Annotated in this window: 12 protein-coding genes; 9 read left to right on the top strand and 3 right to left on the bottom strand. The window is 68.8% G+C overall.

The window, feature by feature from the left end; all coding sequences use genetic code 11:
- The first annotated feature begins 85 nt into the window (after positions 1-85).
- The 9 genes from MAAFP003_RS03830 (at position 86) to MAAFP003_RS03790 (ending at position 9,312) form a co-directional block, all read left to right on the top strand.
- Positions 86-1,291 (top strand): inorganic phosphate transporter, encoded by a 1,206-nt coding sequence (locus tag MAAFP003_RS03830; RefSeq protein WP_096284585.1) that lies wholly within the window; start codon positions 86-88, stop codon positions 1,289-1,291.
- Positions 1,292-1,297: 6 nt separating this feature from the next.
- Positions 1,298-1,597: a hypothetical protein gene (locus MAAFP003_RS03825; protein WP_165796297.1), complete on the top strand. Its 300-nt coding sequence runs from the start codon at positions 1,298-1,300 to the stop codon at positions 1,595-1,597.
- 51 nt (positions 1,598-1,648) lie between these two features.
- Entirely contained in the window at positions 1,649-1,972 is a 324-nt protein-coding gene (locus MAAFP003_RS03820) for a DUF3349 domain-containing protein (RefSeq protein WP_096284583.1), read from the top strand.
- 68 nt (positions 1,973-2,040) lie between these two features.
- Entirely contained in the window at positions 2,041-3,123 is a 1,083-nt protein-coding gene (menE, locus tag MAAFP003_RS03815; protein ID WP_243393918.1) for an o-succinylbenzoate--CoA ligase, read from the top strand.
- The gene (locus MAAFP003_RS03810) at positions 3,120-4,472 is read left to right on the top strand and encodes a hypothetical protein (RefSeq protein ID WP_096284579.1); all 1,353 of its coding nucleotides are present in this window, start codon (positions 3,120-3,122) and stop codon (positions 4,470-4,472) included. The genes menE and MAAFP003_RS03810 overlap by 4 nt, the downstream gene beginning before the upstream one ends.
- Before the next feature lie 6 nt (positions 4,473-4,478).
- Entirely contained in the window at positions 4,479-5,720 is a 1,242-nt protein-coding gene (locus MAAFP003_RS03805; protein WP_096284577.1) for an APC family permease, read from the top strand.
- A gap of 556 nt (positions 5,721-6,276) precedes the next feature.
- Positions 6,277-7,533, top strand: coding sequence for a PPE family protein (locus tag MAAFP003_RS03800; RefSeq protein WP_096290860.1), 1,257 nt, complete (start codon positions 6,277-6,279; stop codon positions 7,531-7,533).
- Between the two features lie 14 nt (positions 7,534-7,547).
- Complete coding sequence (locus MAAFP003_RS03795) at positions 7,548-8,909, top strand: PPE family protein (RefSeq protein ID WP_096284575.1); 1,362 nt, start codon at positions 7,548-7,550, stop codon at positions 8,907-8,909.
- Between the two features lie 52 nt (positions 8,910-8,961).
- A complete protein-coding gene (locus tag MAAFP003_RS03790; RefSeq protein WP_096284573.1) occupies positions 8,962-9,312 on the top strand; it encodes a DUF732 domain-containing protein in 351 nt (116 codons plus the stop codon).
- Positions 9,313-9,454: 142 nt separating this feature from the next.
- Here MAAFP003_RS03790 and MAAFP003_RS03785 read toward each other — a convergent pair whose 3' ends face one another.
- The 3 genes from MAAFP003_RS03785 to MAAFP003_RS29360 are packed head-to-tail and all read right to left on the bottom strand — an operon-like array spanning position 9,455 to position 12,525.
- On the bottom strand, positions 9,455-10,111 hold the full coding sequence (locus MAAFP003_RS03785; RefSeq protein ID WP_096284571.1) for a TIGR04282 family arsenosugar biosynthesis glycosyltransferase: 657 nt from the start codon (positions 10,109-10,111) through the stop codon (positions 9,455-9,457).
- Complete coding sequence (locus MAAFP003_RS03780) at positions 10,108-10,764, bottom strand: glycosyltransferase family 2 protein (RefSeq protein WP_207768455.1); 657 nt, start codon at positions 10,762-10,764, stop codon at positions 10,108-10,110. The genes MAAFP003_RS03785 and MAAFP003_RS03780 overlap by 4 nt, the downstream gene beginning before the upstream one ends.
- 9 nt (positions 10,765-10,773) lie before the next feature.
- Positions 10,774-12,525, bottom strand: a complete 1,752-nt coding sequence (locus MAAFP003_RS29360) for a DUF7159 family protein (protein ID WP_096284569.1) — start codon at positions 12,523-12,525, stop codon at positions 10,774-10,776.
- Positions 12,526-12,557 lie beyond the last annotated feature (32 nt).

Here is a 12,557-nt window from a genome sequence, read left to right as displayed (position 1 = left end):
ATCTGGCGACGGTTCATAAATTACCTGAGTTTCACCCATGCCAGCATTCGACAATTTAATCCCCCTACCACCAGAATCAGGCGCTGTGGACATACAACTGTTCCTCCTAATCATTGTCGTAGTCACGGCATTGGCATTCGATTTCACCAACGGCTTCCATGACACCGCGAACGCCATGGCGACCTCGATCGCCAGTGGCGCGCTGAAGCCCAAAACAGCCGTCGCGCTCTCCGCGGTGCTCAACCTGGTGGGCGCGTTCCTGTCGACCACCGTTGCGGCCACCATCGCCAAGGGCCTCATCGATTCCAGCATCGTCTCGCTGGAACTGGTGTTCGCCGGCCTGGTCGGCGGCGTTGTCTGGAACCTGCTGACCTGGCTTCTCGGTATCCCCTCGAGCTCGTCGCACGCGCTGATCGGAGGCATCATCGGTGCCACGATCGCGGCCGTCGGCGCGCACGGGGTGATCTGGTCGGGCGTGATGTCCAAGGCGATCATCCCGGCCGTCGTGTCGGTGTTCGTGGCCCTGTTGGTCGGCGCCTGCGCGACCTGGGCGGTCTTCCGGATCACCCGGGGCCTGGGGAAGGAGCGCACCGAAGCCGGGTTCCGGCGCGGCCAGATCGGCTCGGCGTCGCTGGTCTCGCTGGCGCACGGCACCAACGACGCGCAGAAGACGATGGGCATCATCTTCCTGGCCCTGATGTCCTACGGCTCGGTCAGCAAGAGCGCCGCGGTCCCGCCGATGTGGGTCATCGTCTGCTGCGCCATCGCGATGGCCACGGGCACCTACCTGGGCGGCTGGCGGATCATCCGCACGCTGGGCAAGGGACTCGTCGAGATCACGTCGCCGCAGGGGATGGCCGCCGAATCGTCCTCTGCCGCAGTGATTCTGCTGTCCGCCCACTTCGGCTACGCGCTGTCGACCACCCAGGTCTGCACCGGCTCGGTGATGGGCAGCGGGCTGGGCAAGCCCGGCGGTGAGGTCCGCTGGGGTGTCGCCGGCCGGATGGCCGTTGCCTGGGTGGTGACGCTTCCGCTGGCCGGCCTGGTCGGTGCCGTCACCTACTGGATCGTCCACTACATCGGCGGATACCCCGGCGCCGTCGTCGGCTTCGGGCTTCTGGTCGCCACCTCGGCGGCCATCTACATCCGGTCTCGCAAGAACAAGGTCGACCAGCACAACGTCAACGACGACTGGAAGGGCGACCTGACCGCCGGGCTCGACGAGGCCAAGCCGTCCAGTGGCGCCAAGGTAGGCGCTGCGGCCGGTTCCGACGACGTGAGTGTGGGGTAGCGTCCGATGAGTCAACTGAGCGAGTGGTTCAACTACGAAGCAACCCTGAAGATCCTGCTCTTCAGCATGCTGGCCGGCGCCTTCCTGCCCGGGCTGTTCGCCGTCGGGATCCGGCTGCAAGCGCTCGGCTCCGGTCACGCCGGCGCCGACGGCTCCACGTCGCAACCGAACCCGATGCTGTCGGCTCTGGCCTGGTTGATCTACGCACTGGTGGTGACCGTGATCATCGTCGGTGTGTTGTTCATCGCGCGCGATTTCATTGCGCACCACACCGGGTACCCCTTCCTAGGGGCCAAGCTTAAGTAACATCGAATCGTCGTCCACCGAACTACCGAGCCCCCGGGCGGAGTTGATCGAATGAACCGATTCCTAACCTCCGTCGTCTCGTGGTTGCGCGCTGGTTATCCGGAGGGCATTCCCCCGACGGATACCTTCGCCCTGCTGGCGCTGTTGGCCAACCGACTGTCCAACGACGAGGTCCGACTCGTGGCCAACGCGCTGATGGAACGCGGCGATTTCGACAATATCGACATCGGCGTGATGATCAGCAAACTCACCGATGAGCTGCCGTCGCCCGAGGACATCGAGCGGGTGCGGGCGCGGCTGGCCGCCCAGGGCTGGCCGTTGGACGACCCGCATGACGACGAAGTCGACGACCTCGATGGCGGAGCGCACGCATAGCTGTTCTGCGTGCGCTGTTTGTCTCGCCCGGCTCCGCCACCGCAGTGTTGCTGCCCGCGCTGGAGCGGGTGCTGGCCGGGCGTGACTCGGCGTTCGTTGCGGCGCAACAGGATAACGACGACCTGCGCGGGCTGCGGGTGGGCGAGGCCATCGACGACGACGTCGCTTTGGTTGTGACGACGTCGGGAACCACCGGTAAACCCAAGGGCGCCTTGCTGACTGCCGCGGCCCTGGCCGCCAGCGCAGCCGCCACCCATGACCGTCTCGGCGGGCCGGGCAGCTGGCTGCTGGCTCTGCCGCCGTATCACATCGCCGGCATCCAGGTGCTGGTGCGCAGTCTGCTGGCCGGTTCGGCGCCCGTCGAGCTGGATGTCTCCCACGGGTTCGACGCCGCCGAATTGCCGCGTGCGGTAAGCACATTGAGCGCCGGCCGGCGATACACGTCGCTGGTCGCCGCCCAACTGGCCAAGGCATTGGCCGATCCCGCGGCTGCCGCCGCGCTCGCCGAATTAGACGCCGTACTGCTGGGCGGCGGACCCGCTCCCCGACCGGTGCTCGACGCCGCGGCGGCCGCGGGAATCACGGTGGTGCGCACCTACGGGATGAGCGAGACGGCGGGCGGCTGCGTATACGACGGCGTCGCACTGGACGGCGTACGGCTGCGGGTGGACGACGGGCGCATCGTGATCGGCGGCGCCACAGTGGCTAAGGGCTATCGCAACCCGGTTGATCCGGACCCGTTCGCCGAGCCCGGCTGGTTCCGCACCGACGACCTGGGTGCAATCGACTCCGGTGTGCTGACCGTGCTGGGCCGCGCCGACGACGCGATCAGCACCGGCGGGCTGACGGTCCTGCCCCAGCCGGTCGAGGCCGCGCTGTGCACCCACCCCGCGGTCGGCGACTGCGCGGTGTTCGGACTGGCCGACGACCGGTTGGGGCAGCGGGTGGTCGCGGCGATCGTGGTGCGTGACGGCTCCGGACCGCCGACGCTGGACGCGCTGCGCACACATGTGGCCGGCATCCTGCACACCACCGCCGCCCCGCGCGAGTTGCACATCGTCGACGCGTTGCCCCGCCGCGGTATCGGCAAAGTAGACCGGGCGGCGCTGGTCCACCGGTTCGGTGCCGATCACGAGGCCGGCCGATCGTGAGGGTGGCTCGCCGGGAAATGCTGGCCGCCGCGGCCGGTGCCGGCCTGGTTGCCGCCGCGGTGGTGCTGCCGTCGCTGGATTGGGGCGTGCGGCCCCGCCTCGACCTGGGTCCGGAGCGCTTTGCCACCAACGCCGAGTCAGCACCGTTGTTCGGCGCCTGGGAGGTGCACGCCAGTTGGGGAACCGGCCCGGCGATACTGCTCGCGGTTGCCGCAGTCGTGTGGGGACCCTCTGTCGCACAACGGCTTTCGTGGCGGACGCTGACGCTGGGCACCTGGGCACTGGCCTGCGGGTGGGCATTCGCGCTGGCCATGATCGACGGCTGGCAGCGCGGCTTCGCGGGCCGGCTGACCACCCGGGACGAATATGTGACCCAGGTGCCGGGCATCCGCGACATTCCGGCGACGGTGCGCACGTTTACCACCCGGATTCTGGACTACCAGCCCAACTCCTGGATCACCCACGTGTCCGGGCACCCGCCGGGCGCGCTCCTGTCGTTCGTCTGGCTGGACCGCCTCGGTCTGCACGGCGGCGCGTGGGCCGGCCTGTGGTGCCTGCTGGTCGGCTCCAGCTCGGCGGCAGCCGTGCTGATCGCCATCCGCGCTGTGGCCGACGAGCAGACCGCGCGGCTGGCCGCCCCGTTCGTCGCGATAGCGCCGACGGCGATCTGGGTGGCGGTCTCGGCCGACGGCTACTTCGCCGGCGTCGCGGCGTGGGGCATCGCGCTTTTGGCCGTGGCCGTACACCGACAGGTTCGTTTCCCGGCGCTGATCGCCGCTGCCGCCGGGCTGCTACTCGGCTGGTGCGTGTTCCTCAGTTACGGCCTGGCGCTGCTGGGCCTTCCCGCCGCGGCCGTGCTCTTCTCGGCCAAGGATTTTCGCCCGGCGCTGCGGGCACTGGGCCCGGCCACCGTGACCGCGTTGGCGGTCGCGGTGACCTTCGCCGTCGCCGGGTTCTACTGGTTCGACGGCTACACCCTTGTCCAGCAGCGCTATTGGCAGGGGATCGCCCACGACCGGCCGTTCCAGTATTGGTGGTGGGCTAATCTGGCCTGCGTGGTGTGCGCGATCGGCCTCGGCGGTGTCGCGGGCATCACCCGGGTGTTCGACGGCGCCGCCATCCGCCGCCGATCCGGCTTTCACCTGCTGTTGCTGGCCATGCTGGCCGCGATCGTCTGCGCCGACCTGAGCATGCTGAGTAAGGCCGAGGTGGAACGGATCTGGCTGCCGTTCACGATCTGGCTCACCGCCGCGCCCGCGCTGCTGGCGGTGCGGTCGCACCGTATGTGGCTGGCCATCAACGCGGCCGGTGCACTCCTGGTCAATACCGTCATGGTCACGCACTGGTAGGCGGACATGGAAGATCAACCCGAGCTGGCGCGCCGGCTCAACACGACCGACGCGGTCGTCATCGGATTGGGGTCGATGATCGGGGCCGGGGTGTTCGCCGCGTTCGGCCCGGCCGCGCGCGCCGCGGGCGCGGGTCTGCTGATCGGTCTGGCGCTGGCCGCGGTGATCGCCTACTGCAACGCCACCTCGTCCGCGCAACTGGCCGCGGAGTATCCGACGTCGGGCGGGACGTACATCTACGGCCGGGAACGCCTCGGCCCGTGGTGGGGCTTCATCGCTGGGTGGGGATTCGTGATCGGCAAGACGGCGTCGTGCGCGGCGATGGCGCTCACCGTTGCCGCCTATGCGGTTCCCGGGGCGCAGGTGTGGTTGCAGCGAATCGTCGGGATCGCCGCCGTGGTCCTGCTGACCACCCTGAACTACCGCGGCGTCACCAAGACCGCGATGCTGGCCCGAATTCTGTTGGTATGCACCCTGATTGCGCTGGCCGCCGTGGTCATCGGTATCGCGATGAGCAAGCCGAATATCGCCCACCTGAGCGGCTCGTGGTTCACCGGCTCGATTTACGGAGTGCTGCAGTCGGCGGGCCTGTTGTTCTTCGCGTTCGCCGGGTATGCCCGCATCGCGACGATGGGTGAGGAGGTTCGCGACCCGGCCCACACCATCCCCCGCGCGATTTCAATTGCCTTGGCGATCGCGGTGGTGATCTATCTGGTTGTCGGGGTGGCCGCACTACTGGCCGCGGGACCCGACCGGCTCGCGAATGCCGTTGCCCCACTGGCCGAGGCCGTGCGCGCGGCCGGCGCCCCGGAGTTGGTCCCGGTGATCTCGATCGGGGCCGCGCTGGCCAGCCTAGGCGCGCTGCTGGCACTGATCGCCGGACTCGGGCGCACCACCCTGGCGATGGCCCGGCACCGGGATCTGCCGGCCTGGCTGGCGGCGGTGCACTCGGAACACCGGGTGCCACACCACGCCGAGATCGCGATCGGCGTGGTGGTCTGCGTTCTGGTGAGTGCGGCGGATCTGCGTGGAGTCATCGGCTTTTCGTCGTTCGGGGTGCTGATCTACTACGCGATCGCCAACGCCGCCGCGTATACATTGCGCCGTCGCCGGCTGATGAATGGTGTCGGACTGGCCGGGTGCCTGCTGCTGGTCGCCACCCTGCCGTGGGAATCGGCGGCCGCGGGGCTGGCGGTTTTCGCCGTCGGGATCGCCGGACGCGCGGCCGTGTTGAGCCGGCGCGACTGAGGCTCTCCGGCAGTTAACCAGGGCCGAGCCGGTCAGCCGGCTGCACCGGCCGATTGTGGTGCCGATTTCGGGCCATGTGTTGTCCACGCATCAAACCGTTCAACTGGCCTTTGCCGGCGCGGAGCGTCTCGTGGCACGGGTCGGATCTGCGGCCACGGTGGCAGCGCGCGGGGTGCGCACTTACCGTTCGGCACGTTTGCTGGCGCGGACCCGAATTATTGGTGGGGAGATTTAAATTAACGACATCGTCGGCCGCTATACGTCGAGTGTGTGTTTTATATGTGTTCACCCTGCCGAGCTTCGGCGTTAACGCGAGGTAGACGGGTTCATCGGCGCCTCGCCTGGCCGGCCGCCGAATCTCAACCCGGAGCCGGGCACCGTCGCGACGGCCAAGTGGGCGACCGAGTTTTCCGCCGGGGCTGGCTAGCGTACTGGCCACGAGAGCAGCTCAATGACTGACAACCAATCACGGTCGTCGACCGGCGATGGTCGAAGTCGGTCAATGTTGTTGACGTTCAACGATGTCAGCGATCAAGGGGCCGGCGGAGGGAAGGCAATGGATTTCGGAGCGTTACCTCCGGAGATCAACTCCGGCAAGATCTACTCTGGGCCGGGGTCGGCGCCGCTGTTGGTCGCCGGAACTGCCTGGGATGGGTTGGCCAGCGAATTACGTTCAACGGCAGCGTCTTACGGGTCCATCATCGCCGAGCTGCTCAGCGGTTGGCTTGGACCCTCGGCGACGTCGATGTTGGCTGCCGCGGCGCCGTACATCGCGTGGCTGGAAAGCACTGCCGCGCAAGCCGAGCAGACGGCATTGCAAGCCAAGGCCGCGGCCGCCGCGTTCGAGGCCGTCTTCGCGGCGACCGTTGCGCCCCAGGTGGTCGCGGCCAACCGGGCGTTGTTGGCGACGCTGACCGCGACCAACATCCTGGGTCAGAACACGCCGGCAATCGCGACCACCGAGGCCCAGTACGCCGAGATGTGGGCCCAAGACGCCGGCGCGATGTACGGCTACGCCGCGGCCTCCGAAGTTGCGACCCGGTTGACTCCGTTCACCGCACCCCCAACGACGACGACCGAGAGCGGGACGGCCGACCAGTCGGCCGTGGTCGCCGCCGCGGCCGAGTCGTCGGCTGCCTCCGATGCGGAATCGGCGCTGTCACAAGCATCGGTTCAGGCGCCGGCCGCGGTGCAAGCCCTCGCCGCGAACGCCACCGTGAACGCGGCAGCGGCCGAGGTCCCGTTGGGCATCAAGGACATCACGGGGATTCTCAAGACGTTCAACGGCTTCATGACCAACTTCGTGGCCGGGCCCTACAACCCGCTCGGGATCGCGGGCCTGTTCAGGAATTGGTACCAGGTCGCGATCAGCATCCCGTCTGTGGGCACGGGCATCCAAGGCATCGGCCCGCTGCTGCACCCCAAACCACTGCTCGGGGTTTTGGCGCCGTTGCTGCACAGCGACCTGTTGACCGGGGCCGGTGCATTGCACCCGGCGGGGGCGGTGGCGGCCGCGGCGGGGCGTGCCGGCACGGTCGGCGCGCTGTCGGTGCCCGCGAATTGGGCGTCGGCTGTTCCGGCGATCAGAACGGTTGCCTCGGAGTTGCCCGAGACCATGCTCGAGGCGGCTCCCGCGGTGGCCGCCGACGACGGCATGTTCGCCCCGACGGCGTTGTCGAGCCTGGCCGGCCGCGCTGTCGGCGGGGCCGCCACCCGTGCCGTTGCACCCGCCGTGCGGGTTCCCGGTGCGGTGGCACTCGACGACATCGCGACGACCTCGACGGTCATCGTGATCCCGCCGAACGTGAAATAAGGAGAGTCACGGCAATGGTTTTCGCGGATTTCGCAGTGCAGCCACCGGAGCTGATCTCCGGTCTGCTCTACTCGGGCCCGGGTTCGGGATCCTTTTTGGCCGCCGCCGCGGCGTGGGAGGCGCTGGCCGCCGAGTTGCATTCCGCCGCGGCCTCGTACAGTTCGGTGATTTCAGAACTGGTCGGCGAGTCGTGGGCGGGTCCGTCGTCCGAGGCCATGGCGGCGGCAGCGGCACCGTATGTGACGTGGACGTCGACGACGGCGGCTCAGGCCGAGGAGGCCGCGTCCCAGGCGCTGGCCGCGGCGCGCGCCTACGAGGCCGCGTTGGCGGCGGCCGTTCCGCCTCCGCTGATCATCGAGAACCGTCTCGAGCTGGAAGAGCTGTTAACGACCAACATCCTCGGCCAGAACAACGGCGAAATCGCGGCCAACCAAGCCGAATACGGCGAGATGTGGGCTCAGGACGTCGAGGTGATGTTCGGCTACGCCAGCGCCTCGGAATCTGCCGGTGAGCTGACGGCGTTCCGCGAGGCGCCGCAAACCACCTCCGCGACCGCGCCGGCAACTCAAGCCGCCGCGGCGGCCGCGGCACCGCCGCAGTCGTTGTCGTCGTGGCTGACGGAGCTGGAGAACTACATCAACTCGCTCACGGGTCAGTACGCGACGTTCTGGCAGCAACTGATCACCGGGGTGACGGGGAGCTCGGATGTCGCACCGATGTGGGAAGCGCTGTACTCCACCATTTCGTCGATCGGCAGTCAGGGCACGTGGACCAACGTCGTCAATGCCAGTATCGGCCTTGGTGTTTCGCAGTGGAAGAACTTCTTCATCTACGCGCCATGGAGTGCCGCGATGGCCAAGTCGTCGCTGGGCGCCGGTCTTGCGTCGCCCGGACATCTCGCCGCCGTCGGCGCGGTGCGGCCGGTGTCGGCGGTGCTGGGCGGCGCGCCGACGGTGGGATCGATGTCGGTGCCGCCGAGTTGGGCGACCGCCACCCCGGCGATCAGGCTGACCTCGACCGCACTGCCTGCCAGTGTGGCAGCGGCTCCCGCGAGCCTGGATGCCGGCCTGATCAACGAGGCGACCCTGGGCAGTCTGTCCGGTGGTGCGTTGGGCAGCCCGGTTTCCCGCGTCGTCAGCTCAACCGGCATCCAGTCCCGCACGATCACCGGTGAGCGCCGCGTAGGTCCGGTCAAACTCGACCGCGTCATCGCGCAACTGCAAGAACAGCCCGACCAGGTGCAGCACTGGAGTGTCGACGAAGCCGGGCTCGACGACTTGGTTGCCAGATTGACGACCACGCCCGGCGTCCACGCGGTGCATGTCACCGACGACGCGCGGGCCCCGGTCATTTCGACCGAATCCAAGCTCGGATAACCGCGGGAAAGCCTTTGCGGCGCAGGAACATCAGTACGGAGATGGAGGAATTATGAAACTGCTGCTCGCCGTTCTCGGCATCTCGATGGGATTCGTCGTCGCGGTGCCTGCCTACGGCGAAACCGGCGTCGATGAGGCGGCCGTCGATGACAACAACGAAGTCTTCCTGGCGGACCTGCATGCGGTGGGAATCAGCTTTCAGGACCCGGGCCAAGCGATATCCGCCGGAAAATCGGTGTGCGGGTTGATCTCTCGTGGCGTATCCGGTCTGCAACTGCTCAACGACCTCAAGGAAAACAACCCCGCGCTGACCACCAGCGGCGCCGCCCAGTTCGCGACGATTTCCGCGAAATCGTACTGCCCGAAACAACTCGAGGAAACCGGCAAGGGCGGGAAGAGCTAGACCGCCAAGCACTAGACAACTGGTCGGGTGCGCCGTCGACAGTGCGGCAACGACGTTGATTGTGCGGCAATGATCTTGAGTGTGCGGTGGCGGCGGGAAATGTGCCGCCGAATTTCCGCCCAGGATGCACGCCGGGAGCGCGCTAGAGTCCCGCCGCGCGGGTGGCGCGCGCGAAACGACTGGCCGGCCCGCAGGCCTCCCGTACCGCGGCGACATCGGCAACGACGTCGAAATCGCTCAGCTGCTTTAGCATAATCACGTCAATATCGTTGTCTTTCAGAGCTTTTCGCGTGAGCTCGCCGGTGTCGGGTTGAGACATCGGCACGACACGCAGACATTCGGCCATCGCCGGGTTCTGCACACCGAGCAGCCACCAACCACCATCGTCGGCCGGGCCGAGCACAGCCGGCGCATTCAACAACCGGCGCGCGCAGTCGGTCAACAGCTCGGCGGTCACCTGCGGGGTGTCCATGCCGATCTGCAACACCGGACAGCCGTTGGCCGCGTCGGCGTGGGCGTTGGCCAGCCGGTCGGCGAAGTCGTCACCGCGTTGCTCGATCACCGTGAACGACTCGAGCCGCTGCCGGATCTGCGCCGCGCCGGCGGCCGCATCCAGGTCTCCGGTCAGCGCGACCACCCGCGAGCTCACCGCGGCGGCCGCCACCGCGTCGAGCGTGTCCAGCAACGCCGCCGCGGCGATCTCCGCCGCGACCCTATCGCCGACCGAAGCGGCCAGCCGGGTCTTGGCCAGGCCGGGCTCCGGCGCCTTGGCGACGACGAGCAGCGTCACCGGGATCATGAAATCACTTTCCAGAAGTCGAGGATCGCGATGATGCTGCCCCTCAGTGATCCGCTGACCTTCGACTTGCCACCGGTGCGGGGTCCGTAGCTGACGTCGAGCTCGACGACACGCCAGCCGGCCGCCGCGGCGCGCACCAGCAACTCCAGCGGATACCCGGAGCGCCGATCGACGACCCCGAGACCCAGCAGCGCATCCCGGCGGGCGACCCGCATCGGCGCGATGTCGTGGACCGGCAGGCCGTGACGGGTGCGCAGCCGCCAGCTCATCACCACGGTGCCCACCCGCGCGACCCACGGCCAGTGCAGCCCGGCAACGGGCCGCCGCCGGCCAGTCGCCAGGTCCGCGCCCTGCTCGAGCGCCGCGACCAGCCGCGGCAAGTCGCCGGCATCCATCGAGCCGTCGGCATCGATGACCGCCACGATCGGAGTCGTCGCGGCGACCACGCCGGCTTGCACCGCCGAGCCATATCCGGGCCGCGGTTCGGCGACGACGTCGGCGCCGTGCCGTTTGGCGACGCCCGCGGTGTCATCGGTGCTGTTGTTGTCCACGACCAGTGCCCGATAACCGGCGGGGATGGCCGCCAGCACCGCCGGCAACGACTCCTCCTCGTTCAGACACGGCAGCACCACCGTGACCAGGTCGCCGGGCATGAGCCGCGATCAGAACCCGGAAGACGAGTGGCCGCCCCCGCCACTGGATGGCGGCTTGGGGGCCACGGTCTGCGGCGGCGGCTTGGGCGCCGCGGTCTGCTGCTGGGTGGGCGGCTTGGGCGCGACCGTCTGCTGCTGCGTCGGCTGGACGGTCGGCTGCTGCGTCGGCTGGACCGTCGGCTGCTGCGTCTGGGTCTGTGGCGTCTGGGTTTGCTGAGTCGGCGCCTGCGTCGTGGGAGCGACCGTGGTGGGCGCGACGGTCGTCGTCGGCGTCAGTGGCGTGGACGTCGTCGTCGGCGGCGGGACGGGCGTCGTCGGTGTGTACGGCGTGGTCGTCGGCGTCGGTGTCGTCGGCGTCGTCGTCGTCGGCGGCGTGTACGGGGTCGTCGTCGGCGTGGTCGGGGTGGTCGGTGTGGTCGGCGTCGTCGGCGTGGTCGGTGTCGTGTACGTCGGCGGCGTGTACGGCGGATACCAGGGATGTGGCCGCCAGCCCGGGTACGGGACGATGATCGGCACCGGTATCGGAATCGGCCCATCCGGGTTGGGCACCAGGCCCGGAACAACCGGTGCGACCGGTGCTTCCGGAGCGGGACCGACCGGTGCCGGACCCACCGGCGCCTGCGGCACAGCCGGAATGACGCCGCCCTGGTAGCCCGCGTTGGGCGCTTGCGGCGGCGGCGGGGGCACCGGCGCCTGCTGCTGGGTCGGCAACAGCGGCATGAACTTGCCCGGCGCGGCGTTCTGGTGACCCACCACCGGCTCCTGGGCCGCGGTCGGCCGCACGGCAACCACCACCGCGACGGCCAGCGAGGCCACCCCGACGACCGCGAACGCGATCACGGCATTGCCGACCAGCAACGACCGGCGGCTCAGTTTCAGCGGGCCGGTCTCCGCGTCGGGGTCGTCCTCGTAGAAGTCGTCGAAATCGTCGACCTCGCCCTCGAACAGATCGTCGTCATCGTCGGTCATCGAGTAGGCCAGCTGGTCGACCGCGGCAGGATCGGTCAACCCGGCGGACGGGGCCATCGCGGTCGCGTCGCCGGTCAGCCCGGCCGCGGGCGCCATCGCCGTCGCATCGCTGGTCAGCCCGACCGCAGGGGCCATCGCGGTGGAGTCCGCGGCCGGCGGTGCGGCCGCGATCGCGGCGCCGCGGGCCAGCGCGAAAGTCGGGTCTTCGGGAATTTGCACCCGCACCGTCGCGTCGCGCAGCTGATCGGCGACCCCGGATAGATCGGACGAGGCGCCCACCAGGAACACGTCGTTGGTGGCCTCGGGGTGCGCGCCCAGCCGGGCCATCATCGTGTCCAGCGTGCCGGTGGCGTCGCCGCCCAGCAGCTCGCTGGCCAGCATGGTCGGCGGTGCGTCCGGATCCCCGTCGGCCGAGCCCACCACCGACAGCGTCGCGGTGTTGTCGTCCACCACCAGCGCGCCGCCGGACCGGCCCGCCGCACGCATCAGGGCCGTCACCGCCTGCGACTGCGACAGCACGGCGACGTTGTGAACGCCGGAATCCTCCAGCGCCTGCCGCAGCTGGTCGGCGCTGGGATGGTCGGTCCAGCACAGCCGGGTCCCGACCAGCCGGTGGTTGTCGTTCGCCAGCAGCCGATTAGTGCCGACCACGGTTTCGGTGAGTTGTTCGATGGGGTTGTTAGCCAGGTCGACGACGGATTGGTCGATCACGTCACTACCGCCGGCACCCGCTCCGACAAGCGCCAAGCGGGCGACGGGGCCGGTGACAGCGACCCCCAAAACGACGTCCATACCTGCTCTCCTTCGGCTGGCCGACCCCGCAA

Source organism: Mycobacterium ahvazicum, assembly GCF_900176255.2.
In the GTDB taxonomy this organism is placed as follows: Bacteria; Actinomycetota; Actinomycetes; order Mycobacteriales; family Mycobacteriaceae; genus Mycobacterium; species Mycobacterium ahvazicum.
The sequence above is the reverse complement of the archived record's forward strand: the minus strand, read 5'-3'. Positions and strand labels throughout refer to the sequence as shown.